Consider the following 13,322-nt stretch of genomic DNA (forward strand, 5'->3'; position numbering starts at 1 on the left):
TCTCCCCCTGCCCAGATCTCTTTACGGCATAAGATATCAGCGGCCCGCCCTGAGAGGGGTCGGTGGAGGGGACAACGGTGGAGACGTGACGATCCCGGCACCCGTCAGGCGGGCGCCGGGATCGAGGTGGGTCAGGGAGCCGCCCTAGACGCCGCCTCCCAGGCCGGGACCGGACTCGTGGCCGATCCAGTTGCCGTTGCCGCTACCGGACCAGTCGTTGCGGCCCTTGTGGTCGTGGTCCCTGCCCCACGACTCCCAGGGGGCGAAGCCGTGGTGGTCCTTCTTCTTCTCGCAGGCGTCGGCGTCACGGGTGCCGGCGAACACACCGTCCCTCGTGACGTGGAGGTAGGTCGAGTCGTCGTTCGTTCCGAGGCTGCAGTTGTCCGGGTGCCAGTGCTTCTCGTCGCTCCAGGTGTCGGCGCCGGCCACGCCGGCCATGCCGAACACCGCGGCCGCGACGAGCAGCGCACCGCCAGTGGCGATGAGGCTACCTCTCATGAGCTCCCCCTGTAATCACGAAGTGACATCGGCCATCACTATACGTAGCGATCTTGGACGCCTTCCGCAGCGCCACACCAGGGTTGCCCCAACACCGGGCCCCCGACCGGCAAACTCGCGTGCGCCACCGGCCGGACTCGTGCTGGGGCGGCCGGCCGCGGCTCAGGCGAAGAACCCGGCCAGTACCGGCGCGAGCACACCCGCCTCGACGTCGTGGAACCCGCCCGCCAGGCTGCGCCGCCGCGCCCCCGGCACCGTCCCGGCGACCGCCTCCGTGGACGCCCGCAGCCTCTCGGGGCTGGCCTCGCTGTCGATCAGGAGCGTGGGCACGGTGACGGCGGCGTACCGGGAGAGCGTGTCCGTGCCGGTCACGCGCGCGTCGTAGACCAGCGTGGGCGCCAGGGCCTCCAGCGCGGGCCGGAACGGCGCCCCGGCCATCGAGGCGACCACCTCGGGCGGGATGCCGACCGCGAGCTGGAACGCCTCGACCGCCGCGCCGCGCCGCCCCTCCTCGACCAGCTTGTCCAGCTCGTCGGCCAGGCCGGCGTCGTCGCCGAGCGGCGGCGGCTCGAACAGCGCCAGCCGGGCGATCGGCACCCCGGCCACGGCCGCCTCCAGGGCCAGCACGGCGCCGGAGGAGTGGCCGACGGCGCCCGCGCCGCCGCCCGTACGCCCGATCACGGCGGCCAGGTCGTCCACCTCGCGCGCCACGGAGTAGGCGTCGTTGTCACCGCTGTCGCCGCGCCCGCGCCGGTCGTAGGTGAGGACGGTGAAGCCGCGGGCCAGCTCGGCGGCCAGCGGCGTGTTCGGCCCGGCGCCGCGGTGGCACATGGCGCCGTCCACCAGGACGACGGCGGGCCCCTCGCCCACCTGGTCGTAGGCGATGCGGGTGCCGTCACCGGAGATGACTGTGTTCATCGGTATCCCTTTCCCGAATTGGGTCGATGCCCAACCGACGAACGGGACCCGCGCGGACAGACACCTGCGTTCAATCGTCGTCCAGGACGAGCAGCGACTCGGCGCCCATCGGGAGGTAACCCGCGGCGAGGAAGGCCCGTACGCTGGCGGCGTTGCCCGGCGCGATCTGCGCCCACAGCGGACCGGGCGCCAGGTGCCTGGCCGCTGTGGCCAGCGCCCTGCCGAGCCCGCGCCCGCGATGTCCGGGCTCGACCTCCACCGCCACCTCCCAGCGACCCCCCACGCCCTGGCCCAGCGTGACCAGGCCGGCTTCGTCGCCGGTGACCCACACACGGACGGCGTCGCGGTACCGCCGGGCCCTGGCCACCCTCGGGTGGTCGCCGCCGGTGAGCTCCTCCAGCGGGAGCGGGGGAGGGCCGGGAAGAGGGGCGGCCAGCGCCAGCAGGTCGAGGTTGCCGGCCCGCCGGCCGGTCGCCGCCTCCATCGCGGTCAGGAACGCCGGCAGCAGCGGGGCCGACAGGTCGCCCGCGGGCAGCCGGGCGTGCACCCACGCCGGATCGACGTCGGCGAAGACCACCGTGTGGGCGGTGAAGGCGATGATCCCCGCGTCGCGCTCCGAAGGCTGGGGGAGGACGGTCACGGAGCAGTCGGGGGCGGGCGGGCGGCCCGCCGCCGCGTCCGAGAGAAGGTCGGCCAGGGTCTCCATGCCCCCATTCCAGCAGAACGTTCAGGCCGGGGCCGTGCCCCCGTCGGAGGCGGACCGCACGGCGGCCAGGTAGGCGTGGATGGCGTCCCGGTTGCGGGACAGGCAGTCGATGCGCTGCTGGATGCGGCCCGCCTCCGCCTGCAGCAGCTCGGCCAGCTCGGGCGTCAGGCACTCCGGATGCAGGTGGATCTCGTCCGGCCTGGTCAGGAACGGCAGGATGCGGCGGATGATCTCCGTCGTGAGCCCGGAGTCGAGCAGGCCGCGGATCTGCTGCACCCGGTACACGGCGGACTCGGGGTAGTCGCGGTAGCCGTTGACGGCGCGTTCGGGGTGCAGGAGGTCCTGCTCCTCGTAGTAGCGGAGCATGCGCGTCGGCACGCCCGTACGCTGGGACAACAGTCCGATCTTCATGCTCTCCTCGGGTGATTTGCCTTCACACTGATGTGAAGGTTTCAGCATAGGCGGCATGTCTCCTGTGAAACTCCCGTGGGCGGGACTGCTCGCGCTGTTCACGGCGGCGTTCACGGCCGTGATGACCGAGCTCCTCCCGGCGGGCCTGCTGCCGCAGCTCGGCCGGGCCCTCGACGTGCCCGAGGGAACGGCGGGCTTCCTCGTGACCGCCTACGCGGTCGCCTCCTTCCTGGCCGCGATCCCGATGACGGCGTTGCTGCGCGGGCTGCCCAGGCGGCAGGTGCTGGTGTCCGCGCTGCTCGGGTTCGCCCTGCTCAACGCGGTCACGGCGGTCTCGTCATCGTACGCGCTGACGTTCGCGGCCCGGGTCGGCGCGGGGGTGATGGGCGGGATCCTGTGGGCCATGCTCGTCGGGTACGCGGCCCGCATGGTCCCCGCCGAGCGTCGCGGGAGGGCCATCGCCATCGTCTCCGCCGGGATCACGGTAGCACTGTGCGCGGGCATCCCGGCGGGCGCGCAGCTCGCGGCGGCCGTCGGATGGCGGGCCGCGTTCGGGGCGCTGTCGGCCGTGGCGGTGATCCTCGTGGGCTGGGTCCTGTGGAAGGTGCCGCCGTTCCCGGGCGAGCCGGCCGCGCGGCGGGTGCCGTTGCGGCGGGTCGCGGTCATCCCCGGCGTCCGGATCGTGCTCTCGGTGACGGTGCTGGTGCTGCTGGGGCACCAGGCGATGTACACGTACCTGGCGCTGTTCGCCGAGCACGCGGGGTTCGGGCGGGCGGGGACCGTGCTGCTGGTGTTCGGCGTGGCCACGGTCGCCGGGATCTGGGTGGTCGGCGCGGTGATCGACCGGCGCCCGCGGGCGACCCTGCTCGCGGTGCTGGCCGTGGTGGCGGGGGCCATGCTGGCCCTCGGACTGTACGCCGGGTCGGCCGGGGTGCTGCTGGGCGCGGTCGTGTTGTGGGGCGCGGCGTTCGGGGGCGCGCCGACGTTGTTGCAGACCGCGCTGATCGCCGCCTCCGGACCGGACAACGCCGACGTGGCGACGTCCATGCAGACCACCGTCTACAACGCGGGCATCGCGGCCGGGTCGCTCACGGGCGGGCTGGTGCTGGAGGGCGCGGGGGCGGGCGCGCTGCCGTGGGCCGCGCTCCCGGCGGCGGCCGTCGCCCTGGCGGTCGTGGCCGTGGCCCGCCGGCACGCCTTCCCACCCGCTGGAACCCGTGCCGCTAGAACCCGTGCCTCGACAGCGGCGGCACCAGTTCGTGCTCTTCGTACGACAGATGGGACAGCAGCGCGTCGGTGAGCAGGTCGACGGCGGCGCGCAGGTCGTCGAGCCCGCCGGGGTCGCCGACGAAGGCGACCAGCGTGCGGTCGACCCGTTCGATGATCTTGTGGATCGCCTGGTGCTCCTCCTGGAGGCGGTCGAGCACGGGCGTCAGGCCCGGCTCGGCCCGGCGCAGCCGGGGGAAGAGCATGGTGTCCTCGCCGGTGTGGTGCATGGTGAGGAGCCGGCAGTACGACTCGCAGTACGCTCCCAGCGTCCAGTTGTTCTGCCGCATCGTCATGGTGGCGATCTGCGAACGGGCCGCGCCCGCGTCGATCGTCCCCGCGGCCACCTGCTCGACGAGGTCGCGGAGCTGGGCCAGCTCGGCGCGCAGGTGGTCGTGCACGTCCACGAGGTGCTGCCCGGCGGCCTGCTCCTGCGGGGTGTGGCGGCGGCCGGGATCGGGGTCGGGCGCGGTGGGCCGGGTGGCCTCGTCCCAGACCCCCGTCCCGGTGAGGCGCGCCGGGGCCTGCGGCTCCCGCGGTTGACCGCCCGTGCGCGCGGCGGCCACCAGCTCCCGTACGGCCGGGGCGGTCTCGGCGGCGAAGCGCTGGATCTGGCGCCGATCGCCGGACAGCAGCGTGAAGACGCTCACGCCGTGGACGAGGGCCAGCTCGGCCAGCCGCTCGACCGGCAGCTCCTCTCCCAGGTTGAGCAGCCGCCGGACGTCCGACGGCGACCGCCCGGCCTCCGTCGCGGCCTCGTCGATGACGGCGTTGCCCTCGGCGAGGGCGGCGACGTCCTTGAGGTAGGGCAGGGAGGGCAGCCAGCCGTCGGCCAGCCGCCCGGTGAGGCGGAGCATGCGCGGCTTGTACGCCCCGATCCAGATCCCGATGTCGTGGGCCGGTCGCGGACCGCGCTTGAGCCCGTCCATCCGGTAATGCTCGCCGCGGTGGTGGACGCCGCCGGGCGCGCCGGTGTCCCAGGCCGCGCGGATGATCCGGATGCCCTCCTCCAGCGCGGCCACGGCCTCGCCCGGGGTGCGCCGGGGGCCGCCCATGGCCTCGATGGCGTCCAGGAAGCCGCCCGCGCCGAGCGCCAGCTCGAACCGGCCGTGGCTGAGCAGGTCGAGGCTCGCGGCGGCCTGGGCGAGCATGGCCGGCGGGCGCAGCGGCAGCGGGTGCACGTTGCCCGCCAGCCGGATGCGCTCGGTACGCGCGGCGACGAAGCTGAGCAGGGTCCAGGTGTCGAGGAACGCGGGCTGGTACGGGTGGTCCTGGACGGTCACCAGATCCAGCCCGGCGCGCTCGGCGAGCTGGGCGAGGGCCACGACCTCGTCCGCCCGCGCGGCGGCCGGGACGAGACCGGCGCTGAACATCAGGTCGTGACCGTAGTCGGGCATGGGGGCTCCCCGGGGCGGATTTAGTTGGTATCGCGAACTGTTGGTGTCGTGAAGTAAATTAGTTCGTGGTGCCAACTACTGTCAACTACACTGGCCGCATGGTGGCGACTGAAGCGCCGGGCCTGAGCCTCACCGAGGCGCTCGTCCGCCTGGCGCACCTGGTCCAGCAGGTCTACGGCGACGTCAGCAGGGAGCACGACCTGACCCCGCAGCAGGCCCAGCTCCTGTGCCTGCTGGTCGACGGGCCCATCGGGATGTCCGGGCTGACCCGGGCGCTGCACCTGGAGAAGTCCAGCCTGACCGGGCTGGTGGACCGCGCCGAGAAACGCGGGCTGGTGGCCCGGGTGCGCGACGCGCGCGACCGCCGCGCCTGCCTGATCGAGCTGACCGGCGCGGGCGCGGAGATCGCGACGCGGGCCCACGACGGGGTGGCGGCCCGGCTGGAGAGGCTGGCCGCCGGGCTGCCCGCGCGACAGCGGGAGCTGCTGACCGGGGCCGTCGGGGCGATCCTGGCCGAGGACGCCGCCCGTACGGGCCGGACCTGGTCCCGTCCCGAGCCGGAGGAGCCCGTCAAGGCCGGCGTCAACGGCCGGTGAGGACCCCCGGGCTCACAGGTCGCCGTAGTCGGGGGTCATGACGGCGGCCAGGGTCAGGTGGGTGGCCGCCTCCTCGGGCCGCCCCTGCCGCTGGAGCGTACGGCCGAGCAGGTGGCGGACGTAGGAGTCGTCGGGCACGTCGGCGACCAGCTCCTCCAGGGCCGTACGCGCCCGTCCGAGCTGGGCCGAGGCGAAGTACGCCCGCGCGGCCAGCAGCCGCACTCCGCGGTCGGTGCCGTGCTCGTCGAGCAGCGGCCGCAGCAGCGTCAGCGCGCCGAGCGGGTCGCGCTGGTCGAGCAGCGACTCGGCGTGCCGCAGGCGCTCCACCTCGGCGGGCAGCCGCCTGACCGGCTGACCGGCGGCGTCGGCCAGGAAGTCCCTGATCGCGTCGGGCGGCTCGGCCCTGGCCAGGGCGCGCCCGCCCACCACGATCGTCGGCGACGTGCGCACGCCCTTGGCCTTGCCCATGAGCAGCAACTCGCGCACCAGATCGGCGCCGCGCCCGTCCCACGGCACCCCGGACTCGGCGGCGATCGCCGACAACACGCCCGGGTCGCCGATGTCGAGGGTCTGGACGAAGTGGGCCGTCAGCACCCGCTCGACCACGGCCGACTGCAGCGCCGCGCCGCCCGTCTCGTACGCCAGGGCGATCAGCCGGTGCGCGTCCAGCGTGTTGGGCCGCCAGGTCGCGCCCCACTGCGCCCCCAGCCCTTCGCCGGCGGCGATGCCGGCCGGCGCCGACGGGTCGATCTGGAACGGCCGCCAGACCACCTCGACCGGCTCGCCCTCCCACGACGCGAGGGCCTTCTCCAGCCGCCGCTTGCCGATGTGGGCCCACCCGCAGACCATGTCCGCCCAGATCTCGATTCGCATGACCGGCAATCTATGCGACAACTGTCGATTAGTCAACATGTGTCGTATAGTGGCGGCGTGAACCCGGACGATCCGCGCGCGCGGCGTACGCGCGCCCGCCTCAAGGCCGCCGTGCTGGAGCTGGCCGCCCGGCAGGAGCTGGGCAGCATCACCATGTCCGCCCTCGCCCAGCACGCCGAGGTCAACCGCGCCACCGTCTATCTGCACTATCCCGACGTGGACGCGCTGGTCACCGATGCCATGGAGGACGCCGTCGCCGCCGTGGCGCGCGCGGCGGCCCTGTGCCCGCTCGACGCCCCCCGCGACCGGCCGCCGGCCCCGCTGGCGGAGCTGTTCGACCACGTGGCCGCCAACGCCACCCTCTACGAACGCATGCTGGGCGGCCAGGGCAGCGCCCGCTTCGCCGCCCGGATGCGCGAGCGGCTCACCGTCGAGCTGGCCGGCCGGTTCGCCGCGGGCAACCGTCCGTCCGGGTTCGAGGACGTGCCCGCCGACGTGCACGCCGCCTACCTGGCCGGGGCGCTCATCGGCGTGATCACCCACTGCGTGTGCGACGGACGGCCGGACGCGGGGGCGGCCCTGGCGTTCTGGCGCCTGTTCCGCAGCCCCGGCCCGGCCCGTTGACCCGCCCGTATCCGACCCCTCCCGCCTGGCACGCTCCCGGCGGGACACACCCCCGTTCCAGGACGACACGATGACCTTGCTGCCCGACGACCTCAGGACCGCGCTCGACTCGGCCCTGGCCCGCTACGCGCCCCACGACCTGTCCCGCGCCATGGAACAGCTCGCCGAGCGCTACCGCACCGGCCCGTCCGCCGCCGCCCCCCACCTGCGCACCCCGGCCGACATCGCGGCCTACGCCGCCTACCGCATGCCCGCCACGTACGCCGCCGCGGGCGCGGCCATGCGCCAGGCCGCCGCCAGGACGCCGGGCTTCACGCCGCGGACCCAGCTCGACGTGGGCGGCGGCACCGGGGCGGCGCTCTGGGCTGCCGGGGCCGTCTGGCCCACGCTGGAGCGCGTCACCGTGCTCGAACACGACCCCCAGATCATCGACCTGGGCCGGCGGCTGGCCAGGACCGCGCCCGTGCGCGACGTCACCTGGCGGCACGCCTCGATCGACCCCGGGCTCGACCGGCCCGCGGCCGACCTGGTCACCATGTCGTACGCGCTGAACGAGCTCCCCTCGCGCCGGCACGCCGACGTCGTGCGGTGGCTGGCGAAGGACGCGACCATGGTGCTCGTCGTCGAGCCCGGCACCCCGGCCGGCTGGGCCAACATCGTCACCGCCCGGCAGGCGCTGTCGGAGTCGGGCCTGACCGTCGTCGCCCCCTGTCCGCACGACGGCCCCTGCCCGATCCAGCCGGGGCGCGACTGGTGCCACTTCTCCGTACGCCTGCCGCGCACGTCCCTGCACCGCAAGGTCAAGTCCGGCACGCTCGGCTTCGAGGACGAGAAGTTCTCCTACGTGGCCGCCGTACGGGGGGAGTGGTCGCGGGCCGCGGCGCGGGTGCTGCGCCACCCGCAGAAACGTAAGGGCGTGGTGTCGCTGCGCCTGTGCACCGGCGACGAGGGCGTACGCGACGTGATCGTCTCCAAACGGCAGGGCGAGCTGTACCGGCTGGCCCGCGACGTGGACTGGGGCGACGACTGGCCGGCCGCCGACTGACCCCCGCGCGCCGTGGTCCGCCCGCCGGTAGGGTCGGCGGAATGGATCAGGACGAGGTGCTGGCACTGTTCGACCGGCAGATGCGGCGGGAGGCGCGCCCCCCCGGGCCGGGCGTCAGGGTCGAGCGGGACGGCGACGTCGTCCGCCAGGTCGGGCCCGCACACGCCTGGAACGGCGTGCTCTGGTCCGGCCTCGACGAGGACGGCGCCGACGCGGCCGTCGCCCGCCAGGTGCGCTTCTTCGGCGAACGCGGCCTGGAGTTCGAGTGGAAGCTCTACGCCCACGACCGGCCCGCCGACCTGGCCGACCGGCTCCTCGCGGCCGGGTTCGCCGCCGAGCCCGCCGAGACCGTGATGGTCGCCCGCGTCGCCGACCTCGACGCCGCGGTCGAGCCGCCCGACGCCGAGCGCCTGGTGCAGGTCACCGACGCGGCGGGCGTGGAGTCGCTGGCCGAGGTGCACGAGCTGGCCTTCGGGACCAGCAGCCGCCGCCTCCGCGACCATCTGCTGGACCGGCTGTCCGACGACACCGTCATTCCCGTCCTGGCCGTGGCGGGCGACCGGCCGGTCAGCGCGGCCCGGCTGGACCTGTGCCCCGGCACGAGCTTCGCCGGGCTGTGGGGCGGCGGCACCGTGCCCGGCTGGCGGGGACGCGGCCTCTACCGGGCGCTGATCGCCTGGCGCGCCCGGGTGGCCACCGCCCGCGGCTACGACTACCTCCAGGTCGACGCCACCGACCAGAGCCGGCCGATCCTGCTCGGGCTCGGGTTCGTCCCGCTGACCACGACCACGCCGTACGTCCGGTCCTGACCACGCCGGTACCCTGGGCGTACCCCCGGACGCGAGAAGGAGAGCGTTGCCCGAGAGGACCCCGCGCGAGCTCGGCCTGCTGGCCGACTGCGAGAGCTGCTTCGGCCTGTGCTGCGTCGCCCTGCCCTTCTCCGCCTCGGCCGACTTCGCCGTCGCCAAGGACGCCGGCCGCCCCTGCGTCAACCTCCAGGACGACTTCCGCTGCGGCATCCACACCCAGCTCAGGCAGCGCGGTTTCCCCGGCTGCACGGTCTTCGACTGCTTCGGCGCCGGGCAGAAGGTCTCCCAGGTCACCTTCGAGGGCCGCGACTGGCGCCGGGCGCCCGAGACGTCCGGTCAGATGTTCACGGTGTTCCCGGTCATGCGGCAGCTCCACGAGCTGCTGTGGTACCTCGCCGAGGCGCTGACCCTCGACGCCGCCGCGGAGATCGTCCCCGAGCTGCGCGCGGCGTACGAGTCGACCGAGCGCCTGACCCGCGAGAGCCCCGGCGTGCTGGAGAAGCTCGACGTGGCCGCCTGCCGGGCCGAGGTCAACACGCTGCTGCTGCGCGTGAGCGAGCTGGTCAGGGCCGGTCACCGGGGCAGGGAGCACCGCGGGGCCGACCTGATCGGCGCCCGGCTCAAGGGCGCCGACCTGCGGGCGGCCAACCTGCGGGGCGCCTACCTCATCGGGGCCGACCTGCGCGGGGCCGACCTGCGGCTGGCCGACCTGATCGGCGCCGACCTCAGGGGCGCCGACCTGTCCGGTGCCGACCTCACCGGCTCCGTCTTCCTCACCCAGGCCCAGGTCAACGCCGCCAAGGGCAGCCGCGCCACGCGGCTCCCCGCCTCCCTGACCCACCCCGCCCACTGGACGACCCCCGACAGCACCCCCGACCGTGCTTCCGGCCGGGAGCCGGGGCCGCGGGGGCCCAGGAACAGGGCCGGATCGCGCAAGAGGCCGCCCCGCCGAGGCTGACCCGAACGGGACAGGTAATATCCCCTTTCATGCGCATGGGTGAAGGCGTCGAGTGGGGGCTCCACTGCTGCCTGGTGCTGGCGTGGCTGGAGGAGGAGGCCCCGCTGTCCACCGGGCGGCTGGCGGCGCTGTTCGAGCTGCCGCCCGTCTACCTCAAGAAGCGGCTCCAGGCGCTGGTCCGCGCCGGCATCCTGACCTCGGTGCCCGGCGCTCAGGGCGGGTTCAAGCTGGCCAGGCCACCCGCCCGGATCACGCTCATGGACGTCGTCGCCGCGGTCGAGGGCCCGGACGAGGCGTTCAGGTGCACCGAGATCCGGCGGCGCGGGGCGGGGGCCGAGGCGCCCGCCCGCGAGTTCGCGCACGCCTGCGGGGTGGCGGCGGCCATGCGCCGGGCCGACCTCGCCTGGCGTCGCGAGCTGGCCGCCCAGACCGTGGCCGACCTCATGGCCGCGGCCCCGGCGAACGCCCCCGACCGGGCCCGCCGCCACTACGCGCGCCTTCGCGGCTGAACCTCCGATGACCGCCCGCAGGGCGCACACGTGGAAGGAGAATCGGGATGTTGGATGTCCCGAACAAGACGGAGTCCCGAGGGCTCGCCCCGACGCTGGTGCTGGCGCTGGGGACGTTCGCGGTGGGGACCGACGCGTTCGTGGTGGCCGGGTTCCTGCCCGACCTGGCCGCCTCGCTGGAGGTCACCGAGGGCGCGGCGGGGCAGTCGGTGACGGTGTTCGCCGCGGCGTACGCCGTGTTGTCGCCGGTCCTGGCCACCGTCGCCGCCCGGGTGCCGCGGCGGGCCCTGCTGGTGGCGGCGCTCGTCGTGCTCGGGCTGGCCAACCTGGGGTCGGCGCTGGCGCCGTCCTTCCCGGTGCTGATCGCCACCAGGGTGCTGGCCGCGGCGGGGGCGGCGGCGTACACGCCGGGCGCGGGCGCGGTGGCGGCCGCCCTGGTACGGCCCGAGCTGCGGGCACGGGCGCTGGCCGTCGTGGTGGGCGGGCTGACGGTCGCCACGGCGCTCGGTGTGCCGCTCGGCGACCTGGCCGGCGAACGGCTCGGCTGGCGGTACGCCCTCGGCGCGGTGGCCGCGGCCTGCCTGGCGGTCGCGGCCGGCGTGTACGCGATCATGCCGGTGCTGCCGGGCGCGCCGCGGGTGCCGCTACGTACCCGGCTGGGCGTGTTGAGGCGGCCCGCGGTGATGGCCATCCTGCCGCTCACGGTGCTCGGGATGGGCGCCAGTTACACGGTCTACGCCTACAGCGTCCCCGCCCTGCGCGCAGTGGGCGTCGAGGGCACGGCGGGCATGTTGTTCCTGTACGGGCTCGGCGCCGTCCTCGGCAACCTGGCCGCCGGTTACGCCACCGACCGGTGGGGCGCCGGGCGGGTGCTCCCGGCCGCGTACCTGGTCATGGCCGTGAGCCTGGGCCTGCTCGCCTGGACGGCGGCCGGCGGCGCGGCGATCGGCGGCGCGGCGATCGGCGTGCTGGTGCTCGGGTGGGGCGCGAGCAGCTGGTGCCAGACGCCGCCGCAGCAACACCGGCTGATCGCCGCCGCGCCCCGGGAGGCGCCGCTGGTCGTCTCGCTCAACTCCTCGGCGATCTACGCGGGCATCGGCGCGGGCACGCTGCTCGGCGGCCTCACCCTGCCGTCGGGGGCGGCGTTCACGTACGGGACCGGCGCCGCGCTGGCGGTCGTGGCCCTGGTGTTCGCGCTGGTCACCCGGTCAGCCGGTGGTGTCGCCGAGTGATTCGAGCAGCTCGCGCAGCGTGGCGGCCAGCTTCTCGCGCCGCTGCCCGCTGAGCGCCGACAACAACCGCTGCTCGGTGGCCAGGTGGTCGGGCAGCACGCGGCCGATCAGCGCGAGGCCCTCGTCCGTGAGCGTCACGTGCACGGCCCGGCCGTCGGAGTCGCTGGGCGTGCGCCGGACCAGCCCCCGCGACTCCAGCCGGTCGAGCCGCTGGGTGACCGCCCCCGAGGTGACCATCGAGGCGCGCATCAGGGCGGCGGGGGTCAGCCGGTGGGGCGGGTCGCTGCGCCGCAGGGTCGCCAGCACGTCGAACGAGGCCCGGTCGAGCCCGTGCCTGGCGAACGTGCGCGTCAGCTCCGCGTCGATCAGCCGGGACAGCCGGGACAGCCGCCCGATCACCGCCATGGGGGAAACGTCCAGGTCAGGGCGCTGCGCATGCCACTGCCTGAGGATGTTGTCGACCTGGTCAGCCACCCTGGCAGCCTACAAGTGTCTTAGTGGTGAGGAAAATCACCTGGCAGCACGGCCCGGCGCTGAGCTAATTTGTCTTAGTGCTAAGTAATCGAACGGGAATCGTCCTGCTGACCGCCCTCACCCCCGCCATCTGGGGGACCACCTATCTGATCACCACCGAACTGCTGCCGCCCGGCCGGCCCCTCCTGGCCGCGTTGATCCGGGCCCTGCCCGCGGGACTGATCCTGATCGCGCTCACGCGCAAGCTGCCCCAGGGGAACTGGTGGTGGCGTGCCCTGGTGCTCGGAGCGCTCAACATCGGGTTCTTCTTCGCGTTGTTGTTCGTGGGCGCGTACCGGCTCGCCGGCGGGGTGGCCGCGACCGTCGGCGCCATCCAGCCGCTGCTGGTCGCCCTGTTGTCGTCGGGACTGCTGGGTGAACGGCTGACCTGGCGGGTCGCGGTCGCCGCGGCGGCGGGCGTGGCCGGGGTGAGCCTGCTGGTGTTGCGCGCCGACGCCCGGCTCGACCTGCTGGGCGTGGCCGCCGCGCTGGGCGGCGCGGTGGTGATGGCGTTCGGGGTCGTGCTCAGCAAGCGCTGGAGGTCGCCCGCGCCCCTGCTGGCCACCACCGGCTGGCAGCTCACCGCCGGCGGCCTGCTGCTGGCCCCGGTCACCTTCCTCGTCGAGGGCCCGCCGCCCGCCCACCTGACCGGCGAGAACCTCGCCGGGTACGCCTACCTCGCGATCATCGGCTCGGCCCTGGCCTACACCCTGTGGTTCCGCGGCATCCGCGAGCTGTCGGCCACCAAGGTCACCTTCCTCGGGCTGCTCAGCCCCGTGGTCGCCACCGCGCTCGGCTGGCTGGTGCTCGGCCAGCGGCTCACGCTCGCCCAGGTGATCGGCGCGGTCGTCGTGCTGGCCGCCCTCGTCGCGGCGCAGGTCCAGCCCGTACGGCGTCGCGCCGAGCCGCAGCCGCAGCCGCTGCGCGGCGTGCCCGCCGGAGATGACCTGACCGCGCGCCGATAAGA

The 13,322-nt window shown here is 74.5% G+C and carries 16 protein-coding genes; 9 read left to right on the forward strand and 7 right to left on the reverse strand.

Annotated features, from left to right (window positions below; all coding sequences use genetic code 11):
* Positions 1 to 144 precede the first annotated feature (144 nt).
* From DMB42_RS26815 to DMB42_RS26830, 4 genes are all read right to left on the reverse strand, one after another.
* On the reverse strand, positions 145 to 498 hold the full coding sequence (locus tag DMB42_RS26815; RefSeq protein ID WP_125637806.1) for a hypothetical protein: 354 nt from the start codon (positions 496 to 498) through the stop codon (positions 145 to 147).
* Between the two features lie 162 nt (positions 499 to 660).
* Positions 661 to 1,416: an alpha/beta fold hydrolase gene (locus tag DMB42_RS26820; protein ID WP_125637807.1), complete on the reverse strand. Its 756-nt coding sequence runs from the start codon at positions 1,414 to 1,416 to the stop codon at positions 661 to 663.
* 70 nt (positions 1,417 to 1,486) lie between these two features.
* A complete protein-coding gene (locus tag DMB42_RS26825; RefSeq protein ID WP_125637808.1) occupies positions 1,487 to 2,122 on the reverse strand; it encodes a GNAT family N-acetyltransferase in 636 nt (211 codons plus the stop codon).
* A 21-nt stretch (positions 2,123 to 2,143) separates the two neighbouring features.
* The gene (locus tag DMB42_RS26830) at positions 2,144 to 2,533 is read right to left on the reverse strand and encodes a MerR family transcriptional regulator (RefSeq protein WP_125637809.1); all 390 of its coding nucleotides are present in this window, start codon (positions 2,531 to 2,533) and stop codon (positions 2,144 to 2,146) included.
* A 55-nt stretch (positions 2,534 to 2,588) separates the two neighbouring features.
* Here DMB42_RS26830 and DMB42_RS26835 point away from each other — a divergent pair, with 55 nt between their 5' ends.
* A complete protein-coding gene (locus DMB42_RS26835) occupies positions 2,589 to 3,833 on the forward strand; it encodes an MFS transporter (protein WP_125637810.1) in 1,245 nt (414 codons plus the stop codon).
* Here DMB42_RS26835 and DMB42_RS56055 read toward each other — a convergent pair.
* On the reverse strand, positions 3,757 to 5,196 hold the full coding sequence (locus DMB42_RS56055) for an LLM class flavin-dependent oxidoreductase (RefSeq protein WP_125637811.1): 1,440 nt from the start codon (positions 5,194 to 5,196) through the stop codon (positions 3,757 to 3,759). The two genes, DMB42_RS26835 and DMB42_RS56055, sit on opposite strands and share 77 nt — an antisense overlap.
* A 98-nt stretch (positions 5,197 to 5,294) precedes the next feature.
* Here DMB42_RS56055 and DMB42_RS26845 point away from each other — a divergent pair, with 98 nt between their 5' ends.
* On the forward strand, positions 5,295 to 5,792 hold the full coding sequence (locus DMB42_RS26845) for a MarR family winged helix-turn-helix transcriptional regulator (RefSeq protein WP_125637812.1): 498 nt from the start codon (positions 5,295 to 5,297) through the stop codon (positions 5,790 to 5,792).
* Between the two features lie 12 nt (positions 5,793 to 5,804).
* Here DMB42_RS26845 and DMB42_RS26850 read toward each other — a convergent pair whose 3' ends face one another.
* Positions 5,805 to 6,665 carry a DsbA family protein gene (locus DMB42_RS26850; protein ID WP_125637813.1) on the reverse strand — a complete coding sequence of 287 codons (861 nt, stop codon included), beginning with the start codon at positions 6,663 to 6,665 and terminating at the stop codon, positions 5,805 to 5,807.
* A gap of 57 nt (positions 6,666 to 6,722) precedes the next feature.
* Between DMB42_RS26850 and DMB42_RS26855 the strand changes: the two genes are divergently transcribed.
* The 6 genes from DMB42_RS26855 to DMB42_RS26880 all read left to right on the forward strand — a co-directional run bounded on the left by DMB42_RS26855 (position 6,723) and on the right by DMB42_RS26880 (position 11,842).
* Positions 6,723 to 7,289: a TetR/AcrR family transcriptional regulator gene (locus DMB42_RS26855; RefSeq protein ID WP_125637814.1), complete on the forward strand. Its 567-nt coding sequence runs from the start codon at positions 6,723 to 6,725 to the stop codon at positions 7,287 to 7,289.
* A gap of 70 nt (positions 7,290 to 7,359) precedes the next feature.
* Complete coding sequence (locus tag DMB42_RS26860; RefSeq protein ID WP_125637815.1) at positions 7,360 to 8,334, forward strand: small ribosomal subunit Rsm22 family protein; 975 nt, start codon at positions 7,360 to 7,362, stop codon at positions 8,332 to 8,334.
* A gap of 41 nt (positions 8,335 to 8,375) precedes the next feature.
* Positions 8,376 to 9,143, forward strand: coding sequence for a GNAT family N-acetyltransferase (locus DMB42_RS26865; protein WP_125637816.1), 768 nt, complete (start codon positions 8,376 to 8,378; stop codon positions 9,141 to 9,143).
* A 46-nt stretch (positions 9,144 to 9,189) separates the two neighbouring features.
* Positions 9,190 to 10,101 (forward strand): pentapeptide repeat-containing protein, encoded by a 912-nt coding sequence (locus DMB42_RS26870; protein WP_125637817.1) that lies wholly within the window; start codon positions 9,190 to 9,192, stop codon positions 10,099 to 10,101.
* A gap of 29 nt (positions 10,102 to 10,130) precedes the next feature.
* Positions 10,131 to 10,610, forward strand: coding sequence for an Rrf2 family transcriptional regulator (locus DMB42_RS26875; RefSeq protein ID WP_125637818.1), 480 nt, complete (start codon positions 10,131 to 10,133; stop codon positions 10,608 to 10,610).
* Positions 10,611 to 10,657: 47 nt separating this feature from the next.
* Positions 10,658 to 11,842 carry an MFS transporter gene (locus DMB42_RS26880; protein WP_125637819.1) on the forward strand — a complete coding sequence of 395 codons (1,185 nt, stop codon included), beginning with the start codon at positions 10,658 to 10,660 and terminating at the stop codon, positions 11,840 to 11,842.
* Here DMB42_RS26880 and DMB42_RS26885 read toward each other — a convergent pair.
* Entirely contained in the window at positions 11,819 to 12,316 is a 498-nt protein-coding gene (locus tag DMB42_RS26885) for a MarR family winged helix-turn-helix transcriptional regulator (RefSeq protein ID WP_125637820.1), read from the reverse strand. The two genes, DMB42_RS26880 and DMB42_RS26885, sit on opposite strands and share 24 nt — an antisense overlap.
* Before the next feature lie 77 nt (positions 12,317 to 12,393).
* Here DMB42_RS26885 and DMB42_RS26890 point away from each other — a divergent pair, with 77 nt between their 5' ends.
* Positions 12,394 to 13,320 (forward strand): EamA family transporter, encoded by a 927-nt coding sequence (locus DMB42_RS26890; protein WP_125637821.1) that lies wholly within the window; start codon positions 12,394 to 12,396, stop codon positions 13,318 to 13,320.
* Positions 13,321 to 13,322: the final 2 nt, after the last annotated feature.

This window comes from Nonomuraea sp. WAC 01424 (assembly GCF_003947315.1).
Lineage (GTDB): Bacteria > Actinomycetota > Actinomycetes > Streptosporangiales > Streptosporangiaceae > Nonomuraea > Nonomuraea spiralis.

Bases quoted from the DNA above. Each gene is read 5' to 3' on its own strand.
- DMB42_RS26845 (WP_125637812.1), top strand. From the start codon at position 5,295: ATGGTGGCGACTGAAGCGCCGGGCCTGAGCCTCACCGAGGCGCTCGTC.
- DMB42_RS26875 (WP_125637818.1), top strand. From the start codon at position 10,131: ATGCGCATGGGTGAAGGCGTCGAGTGGGGGCTCCACTGCTGCCTGGTG.
- DMB42_RS26880 (WP_125637819.1), top strand. From the start codon at position 10,658: ATGTTGGATGTCCCGAACAAGACGGAGTCCCGAGGGCTCGCCCCGACG.
- DMB42_RS26850 (WP_125637813.1), bottom strand. From the start codon at position 6,665: ATGCGAATCGAGATCTGGGCGGACATGGTCTGCGGGTGGGCCCACATC.
- DMB42_RS26825 (WP_125637808.1), bottom strand. From the start codon at position 2,122: ATGGAGACCCTGGCCGACCTTCTCTCGGACGCGGCGGCGGGCCGCCCG.
- DMB42_RS26830 (WP_125637809.1), bottom strand. From the start codon at position 2,533: ATGAAGATCGGACTGTTGTCCCAGCGTACGGGCGTGCCGACGCGCATG.
- DMB42_RS26865 (WP_125637816.1), top strand. From the start codon at position 8,376: ATGGATCAGGACGAGGTGCTGGCACTGTTCGACCGGCAGATGCGGCGG.
- DMB42_RS26860 (WP_125637815.1), top strand. From the start codon at position 7,360: ATGACCTTGCTGCCCGACGACCTCAGGACCGCGCTCGACTCGGCCCTG.
- DMB42_RS26815 (WP_125637806.1), bottom strand. From the start codon at position 498: ATGAGAGGTAGCCTCATCGCCACTGGCGGTGCGCTGCTCGTCGCGGCC.
- DMB42_RS26835 (WP_125637810.1), top strand. From the start codon at position 2,589: ATGTCTCCTGTGAAACTCCCGTGGGCGGGACTGCTCGCGCTGTTCACG.
- DMB42_RS56055 (WP_125637811.1), bottom strand. From the start codon at position 5,196: ATGCCCGACTACGGTCACGACCTGATGTTCAGCGCCGGTCTCGTCCCG.
- DMB42_RS26820 (WP_125637807.1), bottom strand. From the start codon at position 1,416: ATGAACACAGTCATCTCCGGTGACGGCACCCGCATCGCCTACGACCAG.